The 20,810-nt window shown below is 33.2% G+C and carries 17 protein-coding genes; 12 read left to right on the top strand and 5 right to left on the bottom strand.

The features are described 5' to 3' along the window. Positions 1-3: 3 nt before the first annotated feature. On the top strand, positions 4-702 hold the full coding sequence (locus ACYUJ6_RS09605) for a response regulator (RefSeq protein ID WP_461842572.1): 699 nt from the start codon (positions 4-6) through the stop codon (positions 700-702). A gap of 94 nt (positions 703-796) precedes the next feature. Here ACYUJ6_RS09605 and ACYUJ6_RS09600 read toward each other — a convergent pair whose 3' ends face one another. Further along, on the bottom strand, positions 797-1,342 hold the full coding sequence (locus ACYUJ6_RS09600; protein WP_461842571.1) for a helix-turn-helix domain-containing protein: 546 nt from the start codon (positions 1,340-1,342) through the stop codon (positions 797-799). A gap of 312 nt (positions 1,343-1,654) precedes the next feature. On the opposite strand from ACYUJ6_RS09600, the gene ACYUJ6_RS09595 reads away from it, so the two are divergent. Continuing rightward, entirely contained in the window at positions 1,655-2,731 is a 1,077-nt protein-coding gene (locus tag ACYUJ6_RS09595) for a M24 family metallopeptidase (protein ID WP_461842570.1), read from the top strand. 106 nt (positions 2,732-2,837) lie between these two features. On the opposite strand, the gene ACYUJ6_RS09590 is transcribed toward ACYUJ6_RS09595, so the two are convergent. Then, a complete protein-coding gene (locus tag ACYUJ6_RS09590) occupies positions 2,838-3,152 on the bottom strand; it encodes a rhodanese-like domain-containing protein (protein ID WP_461842569.1) in 315 nt (104 codons plus the stop codon). A 184-nt stretch (positions 3,153-3,336) separates the two neighbouring features. Between ACYUJ6_RS09590 and brxC the strand changes: the two genes are divergently transcribed. Then, positions 3,337-6,870 carry a BREX system P-loop protein BrxC gene (gene brxC, locus ACYUJ6_RS09585; protein WP_461842568.1) on the top strand — a complete coding sequence of 1,178 codons (3,534 nt, stop codon included), beginning with the start codon at positions 3,337-3,339 and terminating at the stop codon, positions 6,868-6,870. A gap of 68 nt (positions 6,871-6,938) precedes the next feature. Here brxC and ACYUJ6_RS09580 read toward each other — a convergent pair whose 3' ends face one another. Next, entirely contained in the window at positions 6,939-7,631 is a 693-nt protein-coding gene (locus ACYUJ6_RS09580; protein WP_461842567.1) for a DUF3298 and DUF4163 domain-containing protein, read from the bottom strand. Between the two features lie 290 nt (positions 7,632-7,921). On the opposite strand from ACYUJ6_RS09580, the gene ACYUJ6_RS09575 reads away from it, so the two are divergent. Next, on the top strand, positions 7,922-8,773 hold the full coding sequence (locus ACYUJ6_RS09575; RefSeq protein WP_461842566.1) for a YitT family protein: 852 nt from the start codon (positions 7,922-7,924) through the stop codon (positions 8,771-8,773). Positions 8,774-8,805: 32 nt separating this feature from the next. Here ACYUJ6_RS09575 and ACYUJ6_RS09570 read toward each other — a convergent pair whose 3' ends face one another. Continuing rightward, entirely contained in the window at positions 8,806-9,543 is a 738-nt protein-coding gene (locus ACYUJ6_RS09570) for a LysE family translocator (protein ID WP_461842565.1), read from the bottom strand. A gap of 196 nt (positions 9,544-9,739) precedes the next feature. Here ACYUJ6_RS09570 and ACYUJ6_RS09565 point away from each other — a divergent pair, with 196 nt between their 5' ends. From ACYUJ6_RS09565 to ACYUJ6_RS09550, 4 genes are all read left to right on the top strand, one after another. After that, a complete protein-coding gene (locus ACYUJ6_RS09565; protein WP_461842564.1) occupies positions 9,740-10,333 on the top strand; it encodes a GDSL-type esterase/lipase family protein in 594 nt (197 codons plus the stop codon). 192 nt (positions 10,334-10,525) lie between these two features. Then, positions 10,526-11,365 carry a 4Fe-4S binding protein gene (locus ACYUJ6_RS09560; protein WP_461842563.1) on the top strand — a complete coding sequence of 280 codons (840 nt, stop codon included), beginning with the start codon at positions 10,526-10,528 and terminating at the stop codon, positions 11,363-11,365. Between the two features lie 127 nt (positions 11,366-11,492). Continuing rightward, positions 11,493-12,212, top strand: a complete 720-nt coding sequence (locus ACYUJ6_RS09555; RefSeq protein ID WP_461842562.1) for a lysophospholipid acyltransferase family protein — start codon at positions 11,493-11,495, stop codon at positions 12,210-12,212. Between the two features lie 65 nt (positions 12,213-12,277). After that, positions 12,278-13,117, top strand: a complete 840-nt coding sequence (locus ACYUJ6_RS09550; protein ID WP_461842561.1) for a sulfurtransferase — start codon at positions 12,278-12,280, stop codon at positions 13,115-13,117. 109 nt (positions 13,118-13,226) lie between these two features. Here the strand turns inward: ACYUJ6_RS09550 and ACYUJ6_RS09545 are convergent, their stop codons facing one another. Then, positions 13,227-14,609, bottom strand: coding sequence for an FAD-binding oxidoreductase (locus tag ACYUJ6_RS09545; RefSeq protein WP_461842560.1), 1,383 nt, complete (start codon positions 14,607-14,609; stop codon positions 13,227-13,229). Positions 14,610-14,951: 342 nt separating this feature from the next. Here ACYUJ6_RS09545 and modA point away from each other — a divergent pair, with 342 nt between their 5' ends. The 4 genes from modA (at position 14,952) to ACYUJ6_RS09525 (ending at position 20,708) form a co-directional block, all read left to right on the top strand. After that, positions 14,952-15,776, top strand: a complete 825-nt coding sequence (modA, locus tag ACYUJ6_RS09540; protein ID WP_461842559.1) for a molybdate ABC transporter substrate-binding protein — start codon at positions 14,952-14,954, stop codon at positions 15,774-15,776. Positions 15,777-15,934: 158 nt separating this feature from the next. Beyond that, on the top strand, positions 15,935-16,621 hold the full coding sequence (modB, locus tag ACYUJ6_RS09535) for a molybdate ABC transporter permease subunit (RefSeq protein WP_461842558.1): 687 nt from the start codon (positions 15,935-15,937) through the stop codon (positions 16,619-16,621). Between the two features lies 1 nt (position 16,622). Next, complete coding sequence (locus tag ACYUJ6_RS09530; RefSeq protein WP_461842557.1) at positions 16,623-17,684, top strand: sulfate/molybdate ABC transporter ATP-binding protein; 1,062 nt, start codon at positions 16,623-16,625, stop codon at positions 17,682-17,684. Between the two features lie 294 nt (positions 17,685-17,978). Continuing rightward, entirely contained in the window at positions 17,979-20,708 is a 2,730-nt protein-coding gene (locus tag ACYUJ6_RS09525; RefSeq protein WP_461842556.1) for a molybdopterin-dependent aldehyde oxidoreductase, read from the top strand. Positions 20,709-20,810: the final 102 nt, after the last annotated feature.

Genomic DNA, 20,810 nt, shown 5'->3' with positions numbered 1-20,810 from the left:
CAGTTGGATAGCAAACCATATATTCTGGTAGTTGAAGATGACAAAATTATAAGAAGGTTTATAACTGCTGCACTGTCGGCTCAAAATTACAAGTACATTGAAACGGACATGGGAAATGAAGCCGTGGCTCTTGCCATGTCAAATAATCCGGATCTTATAATACTTGATCTGGGACTTCCGGATATCGATGGAGTCCAGGTCATATCCAGAATAAGAGAATGGTCCAAAGTTCCCATTATAATTGTTTCTGCCAGAGAAAATGAAAGACAGAAGGTTGAAGCGCTGGATAGAGGAGCGGATGACTATCTGACAAAACCTTTCGGAATAGGAGAGCTGCTTGCCAGAATCCGTGTATCCTTAAGGCACAACGGCATGAACAGTGTTCAGAAAAAAGAGATAAAAGAATTCAGAGTTAAAGATCTGGTTATTGATTTTGAAAAAAGAAAAGTGGTTATAGCCGGGGAAAATATACATTTGACTCCTACGGAATATAAAATAATGGAACTTTTATGCAGGTACCCGGGAAAAGTACTAACTCATAATTTTATTATAAATGAAATTTGGGGATCTGTTTTGGGAAATGAAACCCAGTCTCTCAGAGTGTTCATGGCAAACTTGAGAAGAAAGCTGGAAAAAGACCCTACACGACCTGAATATATATACACAGAGGTAGGAGTGGGATACAGACTTGTTGATGAATAAAGCTTGTATTTTTATCTATTCATGAATCCTATTAAAAGAGAGAACCATAATGAATGATTACTTTAATACAATTCACAAATTTGACTCCCACAGCCTAAAAAATCAATGGGGTTATTACACAAATCAATTTTGTGTCCTGCTTCATGGGATTTCTCCATGAATGTACAATGGTGGAAGGATATTGTATACAATTTTTGGCTTCAACAAAATATTCGGTTCCATCCAAAGTAACAATGAGACCGCCTTCCAATACATATACAAATTCCTCACCGGGATGATTGAATTTGCTTCCGTGCATCTGCTCAGGAGGTATTATCACCAGCATTGACTCCATGCTTCTTGATGGAAAATCACCGCTTATTCTTATAAATTCTGAATTGGAACCTTCCATTTTAAATGTTTTTTCTTCATCTATCTTAACTAAAAAATTATGAGTTTCAGGAGCTTTAAAAAAATAGCTTATGTTAACATTCAAGGCATCTGAAATTTTTTTTAGGGAAGTAATTGCAAGCGAAGAAGAGCCATTTTCTATTTGAGATAAAAAACTAACTGAAAGACCGGTTTTCTGGCTTAAGTCTTTTAAAGTAAGATTATTTCCCTTTCTTAAATTGTGGATTTTTTCAGCTATTTTACCAATCATTATTTCCCTCCATAATCTTGAATTTAGAATTTTTATATAAGTTTTCATTCTAACATGATATCATAATAAAAAGATATATTCAATAAAATATGTCTTAAATAATACCAAAGATTTTAAAAGAGTTATAATCAAAAGTAATTACTGTGTAATCAAAAATAGTTACTGTATTATTAAAAAAATGTGTACATGCCAAAAAAAATATGATAATATTGTAATTGTAAAGAAACTATTATAATTTTCTGATTATTAGTTTATTATTTTTACAAAACATAGGAAATTAAAATAATAATTTATATTAGGAGATGATCTATAATGATACAAGAAAGACTTGAAAAAGTTTTAAGACTTATGGAAAAAGAAAAGTTACCCCAAATGATAATTTCAGATCCATCTGCTATATTTTATCTTACCGGAAAGTGGATTTTACCTGGTGAGAGAATGCTGGCACTTTATATAACATTAAGTGGACATGACAAATTATTTATCAATGAGTTATTTCCTATGAGTGAAGGTATAGGAATAGAGACTGTATGGTATAATGATGTGCAGAATCCTGTGGAAATTCTTGCAGAATACGTTGAAAAAGATAAGCCTATGGGTATTGACAAGAACTGGCCGTCACATTTTCTGCTTAGATTGATGGAATTAAAAGGTGGAAGTACATTTGTAAATGCCTCAGGAATTATTGACAAGGTGAGAATGTGCAAGGATGAAAGAGAAAAAGAATTGATGAGAAATGCTTCTAAGTTAAATGATATTGCTGTAGGCAAAATGATTAAGCTTATTCCAAAAAAATATTCGGAAAAGAAAATGGGAAAGATACTTTCTGATATATGGGAGGAACTGGGAGCTGAAGGCCATTCTTTTGATCCAATTGTAGGTTATGGTGTCAATGCAGCAAATCCACATCATGTAATGGATGGCTCAACTGTGAAAGAAGGGGACAGTGTAGTTATTGATATTGGCTGTAAAAAAGACTCCTATTGTTCGGATATGACAAGGACTGTTTTCTATAAATATGTACCAGAGCACAGCAAAGAGGTTTACAATGTAGTCCTTGAAGCAAATAAAAGGGGAATAGAAAAAGCTAAAGCAGGAGTAAGGTTTTGTGATATAGATGCTGCAGCAAGAGATTATATTACGGAAAAAGGTTATGGAAAATACTTTACTCATAGGCTGGGACATTCTATAGGAATAGATGATCATGATTTTGGCGATGTTTCTTCAGTGAATACTGATGTAGTTCAGCCAGGACAAATTTTTTCTATTGAACCAGGCATTTATATACCGGGAGAAGTTGGAGTGCGAATAGAAGATTTAGTAATTGCTGCTGAAGATGGATGTGAAGTGCTGAATCATTATCCGAAAGACTTAATAACAGTGCAATAGTATTAAAAATTCATATAAGTAAGACAAACAGGAGGAATTAGGTTGAGATATATTGTTATATATTGTTATAGCATAAAATAACCTAATTCCTCTGTCTTTTATGAAATTAATGCTTAAGCCTATGATGCCAATTGTCAATTCCACCTAGATCATAAATTTTTTTAAAACCCAGTTTTCTTAATATATTGGAAGCCTTGGCAGATTTTATACCGCATTTGCAGTATACTACAATAATAGAATTTAGATCTAACTGCATCTTTTTTATAGCGTCTTTAAAATGTTCAATAGGAATATTTTTACTGTTGGAGATATGTCCTTTATGAAATTCCCTATGAGTTCTAACGTCGATTAAAAGTGGAGGAAACTGGTCTTCCAGCATTTTTCTTAATTCTCTGCCGGATATCTTTTTGATACTTCTCATTTAGTATACCTCCTTCTGCATTTGAATCTTATACTGATAATATATGATAGTCATCTCAATTTCTCATTAAATTTTTATGATATAATAATAAAAATAAGCTAGTGCTTTTTCAATGTATAAAGTATGATAATCATTATAAGAAAGTTGCACTTTTTAAAAGATAGCAGGGGGCACATTTTATATTATGAAAATTAAAGATATATTCTACAAAAATATTGACAGGAACATAAAAGGTGTTATTAAAATAGGAGGGGATTATAAAGAAAATGCCAATGAGGAACTGGATGAATATGTAGTTACAAGGGAACTTTCAAAACATTTCAGCCATTTTTTTAATGCATATAAAAATAGTATAACAGGAAATACTGATAAAATTGGAGTATGGATATCAGGATTTTTTGGCAGTGGTAAATCTCACTTCTTAAAAATATTGGCATATCTTCTTGAGAATAAAACAGTGGGGAACAGGAAAGCAGTGGAATACTTTAATGATAAAATTGAAGATCCCCAAGTTATGGAGGACATTAAGCTGGCAGGAGATACTTTGACGGAGGTAATTCTTTTTAATATAGAATCCAAAAGTGATCTGGATTTTAAGGTAAATAAGGATGTCATAGTGAAAGTATTTATGAGAGCATTTAACGATATGCAGGGATTCTGTGGTTCTATACCCTGGTTGGCTGATCTTGAAAGACAGATGGAAATAGATGGGACTTACCATGAATTCAAAAGTGCCTTTAGGGAAGCAGCAGGAAGAGAATGGGACGATGTCAGGGAAGATTTTTATTATGAGGAAGATTCTTTAATTGAAGCACTATCAAAATCTACAAAAATGAGCTGCGAATCTGCCAGAAATTGGTTCCACAGAGGAGAAAAAAATTATTCGTTAAGTGTAGAAAAATTTGCCCGAAGGGTGAAGAAATATATAGAAGGCAAGGGCGAAAATTATCATCTGGTGTTTTTGGTAGATGAGATAGGACAGTATATAGGCGATAATGACAGGCTCTTGTTGAATCTTCAAACTGTAGTAGAAGATCTTGCAGCAGAATGCGGAGGAAAAGCCTGGGTTATAGTGACAAGCCAGCAGGATATAGATACAGTTACAAAAGCCAGTGGAAATGATTTTTCTAAAATACAGGGAAGATTTGATACAAGATTATCACTTTCAAGTTCCAATGTAAGTGAAGTGATTAAAAAGAGGATTTTGAAAAAAAACAGCAGAGCTTATGATGCGTTGAAGCTTTTATATAATAAAAAGAATTCAATACTCAAAAACCTTATAACCTTTTCCGAAGATACACCTGGGGAAACCCCCTATAGGGATTATGAAGATTTTATTGAAGTATACCCTTTTGTGCCTTACCAGTTCAATCTGCTTCAGCAGGTATTTGTATCTCTTGGCATTAATGGAGTTTCAGGAAAGCATCTGGCAGAAGGAGAACGTTCCATGCTTTCCTGCTTTCAAAAAGCAGGAATTGCTTATAAGGACAATGAAATAGGGACACTTATACCATTTTCAGCCTTTTACCATACATTGGATGACATCCGGGGTTTTGATGTAAGCAATATAATGATTTATGCTGAAGGTAATCAAAAATTAAAATCTTTTGATTTAGAAATTTTAAAGGTGCTGTTTATGATAAAATACCTTAAAAAAATTCCATCAACTATTGAAAATATTGCAACTCTTATGATTGAATCCATAGATCAGGATAAAATAGATTTAAGAAATAAAGTAGATAGTTCTTTAAAAACACTGATAAAAGAAGCAATGGTGGAGAAAAATGGGGAAGAGTATATATTTTTAACCTATGAAGAACAAACTGCCAATAAGAAAATCAGAAGTATAAATATTGATCCGGAAAAAATCATACAGAAAGTTTCCCAGATAATATTTGAAGAAATATATAGGAATAAAAAATACAGATACTCTGCAAGATATATTTTTAACTTTAATTCTATGGTAGACGGAAGGATATTCAGAGGTAATCAAAATAGTGAAATGGGTATCAGGGTAATAACTCCATATTTTCACCATAGTGCAGAGCTTACAGTTCAGAAATTAAAGTTAATGTCCTTTCAGGAGAACAACCTTATAATAAAACTGCCGGGAAACACAGATTTTATAGAGGAGATGGAAGAAATATTAAAAATTCAGGCATATTTACTGCAAAAATGCAGTACAGTATCTACTGACAGGGCAGAAGAAATAAACATAAAAAAAAGCAAGGAGGTTATAGAACGCAGGGATAGAGTGAGAATATTACTCTATGATGCACTTGAAAATGCTGATATGTACGTATATTCTCAGAAGCTGGATATTAAAGAGAAACGTCCTGAAGACAGAATCAACAGCGGATTAAAAATACTGGTAGACAGTATATATGACAAATTAAACTATATAAATAAATACATGGATTCTTTCGAAGATATAAATGCCATATTTACTGAAAGCGGCATGCTTATGTCAAATATAGAAAATGATGAAAATAAATTGGCAGTTCAGGAGATTAATAATTATATTGAAAGGAACACAGTCCGTCATGTACCAATTAAAATGGAAACAATGAACAGTGTATATTCAAAAGCGCCTTTTGGATGGAATCGGCTTGATATAGAGGGAACAGTGGCAAAACTATTTAAGATGAAGGAAATAAGATTGAAATTAAACAGTGAATATATAGATATTTCTGACAGGGAAGTGATAAAATATATCACAAGGGAGGATTACGAGGATAAACTATTTTTGGAAAAAAGAAGGAAAATTCCTGTAAATCAGATTAAAACTGCAAGAAATTTACTCAAGGAGCTTTTTGAAATTACGGATTTTTCAGGTGATGAAGATTGTCTAATGATAAAATTCAAGGATTTATCATGGAATGAAGTGGCAAAGATAAATGAACTTTTAACATATTATAAGCAGTTTGAATATCCGGGAGAAAATATCCTGCTTTCAGGAAAGAAAATACTTGAAAAAATTAAAGGTATAAATGATTCGGTAGAATTTTATGAAAAACTTGAAGATTTAAAAGATGATCTATTGGATTATGAAGAAGATTCTGTGGATATAAAGAAATTTTTTGAAAATCAGAAGGACTTTTTTGATAAAGCAGTGAATGTTATAGATATGTATAAAAAAAATAAAATTTATTTGCTGAATAAAAGATCTGCTGGTTTAATAGAGCAAATTGAAAAAATAATAAAAAGCCAGAGACCCTATTCCAAAATTCATGAGCTGCCGGATTTAATAGATAAGTTCTCATTGATATTTAAGGAACTTTTGGAAAGTGAATGTAAACCTGTCAGGACTGTAATAGAAAAGGATCGTAAAGAGGTATTGAACGAACTGAACAAATATGATTTTAAAGAGCAGTTTTATGGGAGATTTAAAAATTCTTTTGATGATTTAATGACAAGACTTGATAGTTCAAGTAATTTCTATGAGGTTATTGCCATGAAGGAAGAAAGTGACAGATTAAAACTCAGATGTTTTGAAGCTGTCAGCGGGAAGTCGTTAACAATTAGACAAAAGCATACAGCAGGCAGGGATAAGACACCTGAATGTAATTTAAAAAAGACGGTTAATATAAGTGCTGCCGATATATTTCAAGGAGTAAAAATTTTAGAATCCAAAGAGGATATAAGAAATACTCTGAATGAAATAGGGAGAAAATTAGAAAAAGAACTGAAAGAGGATATTATTATTAGATTAGTATAAATTGGCAAAATAATAGAAAAGGTGTCAGGTACTATTGACATTGCCTTTTCAAAATAAAATTTGTTGCTCTATCTATTAAGCCTGGCGATGGGACCTGCCGGGTTAATAATATTACTTATTTTATTGTATGGAATTTCTATCTTAAAAAGGCCATATACATAAGGGGTATACTCATAAATCTGATAATACAGCACCAGACTATCCGGAGTCAGGTAATACTGTTGATCCTCTGTTATTCCCTTATATTCATCGATTAAATCAATATTATTTTCTTCAATATATTGCTGGGCCAGTTCATTCAGTATTTTAGTATAATATACTTTAGAATTGAATAGATCGCTGAACTCATATACCTGGCCTGTCTCAGTGTTCACTGTTATAGAAGAATATTTTGTATATCCATGAGCAGCATGATTTATATAAATACCCATATTAAAAAGTATGCTGAGAATATTTTTCTGGTTTAACATTATCTCATAATTCCCCAGTACATCGTGGAAATCTACAATTTCGGGCAGCAGAACCTGACTTCTAAAAAGTTTGCTTACTTCATCTGCAATAATATTATTAATTTTTGTAAGAGGTTCTGTGTCTTTTTCATTTGATATTACAGGATAGTTAATACTAAAATTAGCAGGTGATAATTTTTGCTCATTTAATTTTACGGAATCTGAACTCTCATCATTTCTGTAGAACTTTAAGCAGGTGTCACCAATATTAAATGTATAATTTGAATTATCGGGATAATTAAAATAAAGCATTTTTAAGTCTCCTCATGATTTTACTTCTCATAATATTTTATTCTGTTTATCCTTTAATGTGAAGATTATTTTATTTCAGCTAAATTTTATATATTTATCTGAATATTTGGCAATAAGATAAAAGAGCATTCATTAGATAGGGAACGATATGGGACAAGTGACTTATATAATTCATGATTATACTTGCATATAGATAATGTTACAAATTAATGATGGGTTATCATAATTGACCATTATACACATATATAATAAAATCTATTTGCAATAAAGATTTGAAATGGAGAGGTAATATGAAAAATATAAAAAATAGTATATTAAAAATACTGGTAATTATAATAGGAAATGTCATATATTCTATTGGAGTCAATATGTTCATCATTCCCCATAAATTTTTAAGCGGCGGAGTATCGGGTATCGCAATTATATTTCAGTATTTAACAGACATACCCTCAGGATATTTTGTCATAGCTATAAACATACCTATATTTATAATAGGATTTAAAATCGTAGACAGGAAGTTTGGAATATTTAGTTTTATCGGTATGGCAGCCATGTCTTTATCCCTGATATTCACAAGATCAGTGAACACTCTTTATTATCTGCCGGATCCTCTTCTATCAGCATTATGCAGCGGAATGCTTACAGGAATTGGAGCAGGAATTGTATTTAAATGCAGGGCTTCTCAGGGAGGTACGGATATAATAGCAGTGGCAGTAAAGAAAAAATATGGGATTTCAATAGGAAAGATGGGCTTTGCAATTAATGCGGTAATAGTGGCAGTAGGTATGGTTATAGGAAATTTGCCAATTGCAATTTATACTTTGATATCTATGTATATGTATTCTGTAGTAGTTGATAGAGCAATTGAAGGATTTGACAGGGAAAAAATAATGTTTATAGTAACCAGTGACAATGAAAGTATAGAAAAGGCTATAGTTGAAAAGCTTGGCAGAGGAGTTACCTATCTTTATGGGGAAGGGGCTTATACTGGAACTCAGAAAAAAATTATATATTCCATAATGAGTTCCAGACAGGTGGAAGAGGCCAAGAGATTTATTCATGATTTAGATGCCAATGCAGTTATGTCAATTATGGATGCAAATGAAGTACGAGGCAAAGGTTTTAAACCTAAAGTTTTTTAAAAAATAATACACAGTGGATTCAATGTGTTTTTTTATTTATGGAAGGGTATTTTAGATCTGATATTAAAAAATATTTTAAATAATTTTGAATGTAAAAATGGAGGCTTTCTGATATTGAAGGAATTAAAGGAACTTAAAAATACCAGTACTCCCCCGAATATTATTGCTGTGTTTAAAATATTATTTATGAATTTTGTATTTTTAACATTAAGCTTGCTGTTGAATTTTCCAGCTGTGGAAACAAGTAAAAACCACCATATCATGCTTCCTGTAAATACGCCAAGAATTAAAAAAGATTTGTTGGTGGGGCTTGTTTTCACATTTGACAGATGTAATCCCGTAAATACGGCCATGAATGAAAAAATGGTGGCAGGATTTGCTAATGCCATCAAAAAGGTAGAAGCAAAGGCTTTAAATAATAAATTATCATTTGGGGAGACACTTTCCATATTAATTTTATCTGTGCTTTTGTTTAAGGTCTTAATTTGTTTTTTACTTATAAAAGGATAAATACCGAAAAAAATCAATATAAGGCCGCCTATAGTGCGAAAATATAATTCATGTACTACAATAAACTTTTCTATTATTATAAAACCGAGAACAGCCAGTGAGGCATAAATACTATCTGTAACTGCTGATCCAAGTCCGGAAGCCAAACCGTATTTGCGTCCAAAAGAAAGGGTGTTTCTGAGACACATGGCACCAATTGGTCCCAGGGGCATGCCTGTTATTAATCCTATAAGTACTCCTCTAAATAAATTTGTTAACATAAGATTTATCGCTTCCCACAGTATAGTTTATATTTAATCCAACGAAATTATTTATATTATTGTTCACTTGCTATTATTTTATCCTTAATGGTATATATCTTCAATGAGTTTACATAAAAATATAAAAATTAAATTAATGCATTAATTTTGAAAGAAATTTGTACGAGAAATATAAGTAAAGGGAGGAGTGTTAAAAATGAAATTAGTTTGTTTGGGGGATAGTGTAACTTATGGATACGGAGTGAAAAGAAGTGAAACTTGGACAACTACTCTGAAAAAAAAATCAGGAGTTGAAGTTATAAATAAGGGTATACCGGGAGATACTTCGGCAGGTATGCTATCTAGAACCTATAATGATGTTATATTAAATAATCCGACCCATAGTATGATTATGGGAGGTGTAAATGATTTTGTATGGAATTTAAATATAGATCAAACTGCAGCAAATTTATCTGCCATAGCGTTTCAACTTATGCAAAATAATATAATACCTATATTCGGATTGCCTATACCAATTTGTATTGAAATGGCAAAAGAAAAGTGGAATTTTTTGATGGACATTTGTGATATAAATAATAAATTGAAAGAATTAAACAGTTTATTAAAAGGTTTCTGTAAAAATTACAATATACAAATCATAGATTTTTATTCCTTTTTTATTAAAGATAATGGGGAGGGAAAAGAAAAATATTACATTGATGGACTTCATTTAAATGCCAATGGAAATGGGAAAATGGCAGATATTATTTTTAATGCTGATATACATAACCTCATTAACCAGACCGAATAGTTGACAAATTAATTAAAACAATATATCATATTGTACATTAGAAATTTTTTGTTTACAGAAATTATTATATATTAGCTGATTAGAAAAACTAAAGGCTGAACTTTTAAATACGGTAACAAGGTGTGTTTGCTGTATCTTAAAGAGTTTAGTCTTTTTGAAGTAAATTCATTTATAATTTATGAGGTGACCAATATGTCAAATGCTTTAAAAGAAGATTGTAAGTTGAAACTTGATATTATAAGCAGGGCAAAAAAATTAGGTATGAATATGGTGGGATTTGCCCCTGTAGAAAGATGGGAAAAGTATAAGGAAATTGATCCGGAATATTATCCCCAGAACATATGGCCAGGTATAAAAACGGTTATTGTGATGGGTGCCCAAATATATTTGCCAATGCTTGAAACAACTCCTTCTGTTGTTTATTCAGAGCTATATAATACATCTAATAGAATTCTGGATGAAGCTGCTTATAAAATTGCCAATTACTTGAATACATTGGGAAATCAAGGATTCTTTTTTCCAAGAGATTGTTATGGAGATATTTCCGTTCTTGTGAAGAAACCAGCAGCAGCCTTTTCCCAGGTATTAGCCGGAAAATATGCAGGACTTGGAACCATTGGATACAATCATACCTTGATAACTAAAGAATTTGGACCAAGGGTAAGACTGGTTTCAGTTTTAACAGATGCTGTGATTCCAGAAGATCCAGTTTTAGAAAAAGACTTATGTATTAAATGTGAAATGTGCAGAAAATGTTGTCCAACCTCTTCATTCAAGACCACGGAAAATTTTATAGCAGACATGGACAAGAAAAAATGTGCATCATATCATGCCAAGCTTAAAAATGCATATTGTTATCCCTGCGGAGTATGCATAAAAGTTTGTCCTATAGGAGCTGACAGGAAAATATATGGATATAATGCTAGAAAATATTTAAATGAAAGAGAAGCATTAAAAAAAGACAAAAAGGATCCGGAATATGCCGGATGGGTGCACTGCAGGGAACACGGCTCAAAATCTCCTGAAGAATAAAACCTATAAATAAAGGCAGAGGTTAAATAAGTCTGCCTTTATTTTTCTAAGAAGTTTTATTTAGATATTACTTTACAGCTGGAAATGATATAATATAATTAATATTGGTTGGTGAGAAAAAAATAAAATGAGGACTGTATTTTTATACTTGTACTTTGTATTTTATATGATTTATACATTGTATTTAAAATTTAAGTTTAAAGCTATTGACAAAAATTTTACTAGAAAAGAAGCAGATGAACTTATATCAAAATTGGTATCAAAATGGGCAAAAAATATTTTGGATAAAATCGGCATTGAAGTTAATGTAACTGGAAATAAAAATCTAACAGATAAAAACTATTTATTTGTTTCAAATCATCAGGGAAATTTTGATCCATTTATAATGCTTGCTTATATCCATAAACCTATAGGATTTATAGCAAAAAAAGAATTATTGAAAATACCGATTATAAGGGGATGCATGAAAGAAATTCATTGTGTATTTATGGACAGAAAAAGTATAAGGCAATCAGTAAGGGCTATTGATAAAGGTATAGATAATTTAAAAAAAGGATATTCCATGGTTGTATTCCCTGAAGGTACTATAAGCAGAGGTCATAAAATGCTTGAGTTTAAAAGAGGAAGCTTTAAACTTGCAATTAAATCTGGTGTTTCTATAGTTCCAGTAGCTATTGATGGCAGTTATAAAATATTTGAAGATAATAATGGAAAAAAACTTGTACCTGCACAAGTAAAATTAGTTATTGATAAACCCATTGATGTAAAGCTTTTAAGTACAAACCAGAAAAAGAACTTACCTTTAATGATTAAGTTGATAATAGAAAAAAATTTAGATAAAAAATAATTTGACTGATTATATAATTGCAGTAAAGTTATGAGGATAAATTCATATAGTATGGAGGAGATTAAATGAAAAATTTTGTTACTACTAACTGGCTTAAAGAACATTTGAAGGATGACAATTTAATAATTGTAGATTGCAGGGGTGATTTATTGGACAAGAGTTATGGGAGAAATGCTTATGAAAAGGCACATATAGAAGGAGCAGCCTTTGTAAACTTAAGTACTGAATTATCCTCTACACCGGGGGAACATGGAGGAAGAGATCCTCTTCCAGAACCTGATGAATTTAAAAATACTGCAGAGAACTTAGGAATAGATGATAACACTGTAGTTGTAGCCTATGATGATTATAAAATTGCGGATGCAGCAAGATTATGCTGGATGCTCAGATATTATATGGGTCACAAGTTTAATTATGTTTTAGACGGTGGAATAGATAAATGGGTAAAGGATGGAAATCACATTTCTAAGGATATAGTAAAATTCATTAAAAAAGGTACTCTTAAATTAAATGTAAATGAACATATGAGAGTGGATGTTAACTATGTAAACAATATAAAATATAATGACAGGTGCATGATAATAGATTCAAGGACGCCTATAAGATATAGAGGGGAAGATGAACCCATAGATAAAATAGCAGGGCATGTACCTGGAGCAGTAAATTATTATTGGAAAGAAAATTTAAATGAGGATAATACTATTAAAGATACTGCTTATTTAAAAGAAAGATTTAAGGATGCATCTGGCAAAAAAGAAGTAATAGTTTATTGTGGCTCAGGTATAGATGGCACCTTTAACTTTCTAACATTAGATGAAATTGGAATAAAGGCCAGACTTTACAGCGGCAGCTGGAGTGACTGGATAACTTATAAGGGAAACAATATAGAAAAAACCATTATATAATAATTGAATGTAAAAAAGGCCAGCATTGCCAACACACATGTTTTTTAGGTGGATGATGATAAGCACTTGCTGGCCCTTGAATAAATTTTTGATTTATATGAAATCAATTTTAATCTATTATGGTACCTGGATTTAGGATTTCGTTTGGATCAAAAGCTCTCTTTATCCCTTTCATAATCTCAATCTCCCTTGGGGTAAATTGAAGTGGCATATATTTTTTCCTGGTTTTTCCTGTACCATGTTCTGCTGTTATTGTTCCGCCGTATTTTAATGCAATTTTATACATTTCCTGTTTGAATTTTTCATAATAAACGGGCAAAGTTCCGTTATCACTCATAATGAAATTATGTATATTGCCATCTGCTATATGACCTACAGCTGGAATGGTGGTATTGTATTTTTCAGCCAGCAATGTTATATCATCAAAAAAATCCGGCACCGATGAAGGGGGAACGGCCATATCAAGTCCGTCTGCCACATATTCTTTAAAAGGAGTATAGGCATTGCTTCTTATGTCTAAAAGTTCTTTTTGTTCCTTTGAAGTTTCTGCTATAATGCTGTCTACTGCATTATGCTTTTCGCATATTTCTACAATTTTTTCACTGCCAGAATACAGTTCATCTTCAGTTTTACCATCAAGCATGAACATTAAATCCACAGAACCTTTATTTGCAGGCCATATTGTTCCTAAATGTTCCGCAGCTTTTTGTGAAATAAATCTGTCCATGTATTCTACAGCCAGGGGTGTAATTCCTTCCTGAAGTATTTTAGGTACTGAATCACAGGCATCTCTTCTTGTATTAAATGAAATCACCAGGGTTCCGGTATAATCATTTTTGGCATAGAGTTTTAAGGTGACTTTTGTAATAACACCAAGAGTTCCTTCACTTCCAATCATCATGTTGAGCAAATCGTAACCCATATTGTTTTTTATGAGTTTTCCGCCAAGAGTGACAATTTCTCCCGTAGGAAGAACTACTTCCAGGGACTTGACATGGTTCCTCATAATCCCATGCTTTACAGCCTTAGTTCCTCCTGCATTTTCCATAACCATACCACCTATTTGTGCGCCTTCGTCACCAGGGTGTATAGGAAAAAACAACTTATCCTGTTTATTTAATGATTCCAGCAAATCCGACAAGGTGGCTCCCGCCTCTACTGTAATCATCAGGTTTTTTTCATCAAGTTCAATTATCCTGTTCAATCTTTCCAGAGACAGGATTATACTGGGTTTTAAAGGTACAGCTGCACCACATACTCCAGTGCCCCCTCCCCTTGGAACTACAGGTATGAGAAATTCATTTGCATATTTCAATATATGGGATATTTCTTCCGGGGAACTTGGTTTAACTACAACACAATCTTTTGGAGGATTAAGTCGAATTAAAGATTCGGTTTCATCATTTAAATAATTTTCCATCTGTGATAGTTTATCTATAACCCAGTCATTTCCTACAATTTTCTTTAAATCTTCAATTATTTTGTTTTTCAATAGGTTCACCTCTTAATATTTAATTCAGTAATTTTTTAGTTTAGCAATGCTGGATATGAATAAATTAATAATACTACTTTTATGGAAAGTTGTACATTTTTTAGAACACCACATTATTTAAACCTGAGTTCCGTGGCATTTATGCAGTATAATGCGGAATCCTTTAAACATTATAATGGCAAATCCTTTAAACAGCTTGACTAATTACTTTTTTCACTATATAATCATATGTAATATATAACATAATATAACATAATATGAATGAATTTGATTATACATTTTATGTCATGTTCTGTCATGTTATATTGTGAAAATATAATTAAATGGGGAGGATTACACTATATGAGAAGATCTAAAAAAATGTTATTCACTATTTTGACTTTATTTATCACATCTTTGGCAGCAGGCTGTGGAACCACAAACAGTACAAGCTCCAATGATCAAAAAGATGCTTCATCCACAAAACAGGAAAAGGCTGTTACCTTAACTGTATCAGCTGCTGCAAGTTTGAAAGATTCAATGAATGAAATCAAACAATTGTATACTAAAGAACATCCTAATGTTACTATTACATATAATTTTGGAGCATCAGGTACACTTCAGCAGCAAATTGAACAAGGAGCACCAGCTGATATATTCATGTCTGCAGCAACAAAACAAATGGATGAGTTAAAGAATAAAAATTTGCTTGTAAACGATACCGTGAAAGATTTGCTGCAAAATGACGTAGTGCTTATAGTACCTAAGGATTCGTCAAAGATTAAAACCTTTGATGATCTGGCAACAGACAAAGCTCAAAAGATAGCACTTGGTGAACCCAAGAGTGTTCCTGTAGGACAATATTCTCAGGATATACTTACAAACTTAAAGTTAATGGACAAGGTTCAGCCAAAAGCTGTTTACGGTAAGGATGTAAAAGAAGTCTTAACTTGGGTTGAAACAAAAAATGTAGATGCAGGTATTGTTTATAAAACCGATGCACTGGTGTCAAAGAAGGTAAACATTATAGCTACGGCACCGGAAGATTCTCATAAACCTGTAGTTTATCCTGCTGCTGTGATTAAAAACAGCAAAAATGTAGATGCAGCCAAAGATTTTCTTAAGTTCTTATCAGGAGATAAGGCCAAGTCTGTATTTGAAAAATATGGTTTTAAAGTAGGAAAATAATTGATGATTAATTTTATCCCATGGCACAGCACTGCTGAAAGCACTGCTGCGCCTATGGATAAGTTCTTCTAAGACTTTGTCTGTGGAGAAAAGTATTTTTTATGGCAAAACTTTACCAGGTCTGAGAATTGCTTGATTTTAGGGAGGGGGAATTTGTTGTGGGCTTCGATATTTCACCAGCTTGGATTTCTATAAAGACAGTCTTTTTAGCTACCATTATAACATTTTTTATAGGAATTATCGCTGCCTATTGGATGACTAATTATAATGGGAAATTGAAAAGTGTTGTAGATACCGTATTTACACTTCCTCTTGTACTTCCGCCAACTGTGGTTGGTTTTTTTTTACTTCTCATCTTTGGGAGAAATGGTCCTATAGGTGAAATACTATTGAGGTTTGGAAAAACTTTGATTTTTTCATGGCCGGCTACAGTTGTAGCAGCAACCATTGTGGCATTTCCGTTAATGTACAGGACAACCAAAGGCGCTTTTGAACAAATAGATAATAATATTGTAAATGCTGCTAGAACTCTTGGAGTATCTGAATGGAAGGTATTTTGGAAAGTTACACTGCCTCTGGCATGGCCGGGTATAGGTGCAGCAACTGTTCTTTCTTTTGCAAGATGTCTTGGAGAATTTGGAGCCACCCTTATGGTAGCAGGAAATATACCTGGTAAAACCCAGACTATTCCTATAGCTATTTATTTTGCAGCTGAAAATGGGGAGATGGAAAATGCTCTTATATGGGTTATAATTATTGTTATGATTTCAACAGTTATGATTTTTTTAATGAATTACTGGAATGATCATCAGCAAAAAAATATATATGGTGTTGGGAGAAAGTAAAATGGGACTTTATGTTGACATTAAAAAAAATTTACCTGGATTCAGTTTGAATATTCAGTTTGATACAGAAGATAATATAATAGGACTGCTTGGGGCATCAGGTTCCGGTAAAAGTATGACGCTTAAATGTATTGCAGGATTGGAAACACCTCAAAGCGGTAAAATCATATTAAATGAAAAAGTACTATATGATTCCGAAAAAAAAATAAACATACCTGTCCGTAAAAGAAGAGTTGGTTTCTTATTTCAAAATTATGCCCTGTTTCCCAATATGACTGTAAGTCAAAATATAAGTTTTGCTTTGGAGGAAATGTCCCGGGATGAAAAAAATAAAATAGTCAGTGAAAAAATAAATATGATGAACCTTCAGGGGCTGGAACACAGATTTCCAAACCAGCTTTCAGGGGGACAGCAGCAGAGAGTTGCCATTGCAAGAGCTCTGGCTGTAAAACCAGAAATACTGCTTCTAGATGAGCCTTTTTCAGCACTGGACAGTCATTTGAGAAATAAGATGGAAGAACAACTTGTACATATATTATCTGATTACAGTGGAGCTACAGTGTTTGTATCACATAACAGGGATGAGGTATATCGTATTTGCAGAAATATTGCCATAATCAATAAAGGAAGGGTAGAAAATTATGGTGACAGGGAGTACATATTTAAAAACCCTGCCACCCTTGCTACTGCACAGCTTACTGGCTGTAAAAATATATCAAAAATCAAGGTGCTGGATGAAAATACCATAGAGGCACTGGAATGGGGATGCACTCTTAGGACAGACAAAAAAATTAAAGGTTCTCCATCTTATGTGGGAATTAGATCCCATTATATTACTTTGGTCAGCAAATATCCAGAGGAAAACACTTTTAAATGCTCTGTGAATTATGTAAATGAAAGTCCCTTTACTGTGGCAATTTATCTAGATAGTGTGGAAAAAAAGAATTATGTTAAAACCAAATCTTTACGATGGGAAATAACCAAGGAAATGTGGAAAAAAGTTAAGGATATGGAACAGCCCTGGAACATATGCATAAATAGTAAAAAACTTTTTTTGATTTAAATTGTTCTCATAGGCAAGACAAAGACTAAATCAAGTTAATTGAATGAAAAGCCTCAAGATATCATAAATGAAGTTATCTTGAGGTTTTTTACTGCGTTAAAATGAATCACTGTTCAAAAAGATTACAAAAAAATTGCCCGAAAATTGCTCAAAAATTGAACATGAAATTAATAGTTAAAAGAAAATGCAGTAAAATCAACACCTGTCCTTTGGTACGTATATTGCTTTAGTTAAATATAACCCAATAAAAACATAGGGTTTATATAACAAATAATAATCAGGGGGAATTTCAAAATGTTTAAAAAAACTTTATTTGTCAATGGAATTGCCAGAACTGTAATATCCACTCCGGATATAACTTTGGCGGATGTATTGAGGAATCAATTGCATTTGCTTGGGACTAAAGTAGGATGTGGAAAAGGTGAATGTGGTGCTTGTTCTGTAATAATGGACGGGAAAGTTACAAGGTCCTGTATTGTCAGAATGAAAAGAGTACCTGATGAAGCCGAAATCACTACTATTGAAGGTATAGGAACTGAGCAAAATCCTCATCCAATTCAATTGTCATGGATGGTTAATGGTGCAGCACAATGCGGGTTTTGCACACCTGGATTTATAATATCAACAAAAGCTCTTCTTGATGAAAATATAAATCCAACTAGAGAAGAAGTGAGAGATTGGTTCCAAAAGCATAGAAATATATGCAGGTGTACCGGATATAAACCATTAGTAGATGCAGTTATGGATGCATCAAGACTTATGAGAGGAGAAATAAAAAAAGAGGATCTCATGTTGAAATTTAAAGATGGAGAAAGTCTTATAGGAACTAAAGCCATTCGTCCTTCAGCTTTGGCTAAAGTAACTGGAAATTGGGAATTTGGAGCTGATTTGGGTTTGGAGCTGCCTGAAAATACTCTTCATATAAAGCTCGTACAGGCTAAGGTGTCCCATGCAAATATATTATCAATAGATACTTCTGAAGCTGAGAAAATGCCGGGAGTCTATAAGATTATAACATACAAAGATGTACCGGGAACTAATAGGATAAATGGATTGGCATTCCCGAACAATAAAGGTGATGGAAAGGAAAGACCTATACTTACGGATAAAAAGATTTTTCAATTTGGAGATGCCATAGCCATGGTACTTGCAGATACTCCATCTGAGGCACAGGCAGCTGTGGATAAAGTCAAAGTTGAAATTGAGGAACTTCCCGCATATATGAGTGCACCTGCTGCAATGGCTGAAGATGCTATTGAAATTCACCCGGGAACACCTAATGTGTTCTTTGAGACAGGTATAGATAAAGGCAAGGATACTAAAGCTATAATGAAAAAGGCAGCTTATGTAGTTGAAGATGATTTTTATGTAGGCAGGCAGCCTCATCTTCCGCTGGAGCCGGATGTAGGTTTTGCATATATAAATGAATCGGGAGAATTGATAGTTCATTCAAAGAGCATAGGTATACATGCCCATGCTGCCATGGTAGCAGAAGGTATAGGAATCCCTCTGGAAAAATTAAAAATAGTCCAGAACCCTACAGGAGGAACTTTTGGATATAAATTCAGTCCCACTATTGAAGCCCTGTTGGGAGTAGCTGCACTGATAACAAAGAGGCCTGTATATTTAGGCTTTAATATGTATCAGCAAATAACTTATACGGGAAAAAGATCACCTTTCTTCATGCATGTTAAGATGGGTGCAGATAAAGATGGAAAATTACTGGCATTAGAATCAGATTGGACAGTAGATCATGGACCATATTGTGAATTTGGAGATTTGCTTACTACAAGAGGTTCACAGTTTATAGGAGCCGGCTATGATATCCCAAATATAAATGGACAGGGAAGAGAAGTTTTTACAAATCATGCCTGGGGTTCAGCCTTTAGGGGATATGGATCGCCTCAAAGTTTATTTTCTTCAGAAGTATTGATAGATGAACTAGCTGCTAAGATGAAAGTGGATCCCCTTGAACTCAGATATAAAAATGTATACAGAGAAGGGTCAACTACACCTACTGGCTGTAAGCCGGATGTAATTTGTCTGCCAACTATGCTGGATAAACTGCGACCAATTTATAAGGAAGCTAAGAAAAAAGCTGCAGATAAAAATAAAAACAGTGTAGATAAAAAATATGGCGCAGGTATGTCACTCCTTTTATACAGTTCCGGTCTTGATGGTGCAGATACATCTGCAGCTTGGGCTGAAATAACACCTACGGGAGTAGCCGTAGGTAATTCCTGGGAGGATCATGGACAGGGCGCAGATATGGGAACTTTGACAATTAGTTATGAAGTTTTAAAACCACTGGGTATAAAACCTGAACAGATAAAATTGGTTATGAATGATATGCAGAAAACTCCAGATAGTGGACCTGCCGGAGGAAGCCGCTCCAATGTCCTCACAGGAAATGCTACAAAAGTTGCCTGTGAAAATCTGGTAGAAGCTTTAAGAAAACCAGATGGAACTTATAGAACTTATGAGGAAATGATAGCTGAAAAACTGCCCCTTAGATATGATGGAAAATGGACAGCACCTTGTACTACTCCTGATGTACAGACAGGGCAGGGAAATCCATTCCCATGTTATATGTATGGTACTCTTGTAGCAGAAGTGGAGGTTGATGTTAAGACAGGAAAAACCAGGGTACAAGGCTTGAGTCTGGTATCTGATGTAGGAACTATAATAAATAGATTGGTAGTAGATGGACAAATGTATGGAGGACTTGCTCAAGGTATTGGTCTAGCTTTAAGCGAGGATTTTGAAGATTTGAAAAAGCATACTACATTGACAGGTTGTGGAATACCTCAAATAAAAGATGTACCTGATAATATAAATGTACAGTATGTAGAAACTCAAAGACCAAATGGCCCATATGGGGCATCCGGAGCAGGTGAAATGCCGCTTTCAGCACCACATGCCGCAATTGTAAATGCAATTTATGATGCCTGCGGAGTACGTATAACTAAATTGCCGGCAAGACCTGAAAAGGTTCTGGCAGGATTAAAAGCAATGAACAGTTAGCATTTATTATATTTGCCAGTGGTGAAATGTAAATAAGTTTTTGTTTTCAGGGTGGTAAGTTTGTATGTGTAATGATTTAAATTGACTGCATTTATTAAACTG

It is taken from the genome of Clostridium sp. JNZ X4-2, assembly GCF_054889485.1.
The sequence above is the reverse complement of the archived record's forward strand: the minus strand, read 5'-3'. Positions and strand labels throughout refer to the sequence as shown.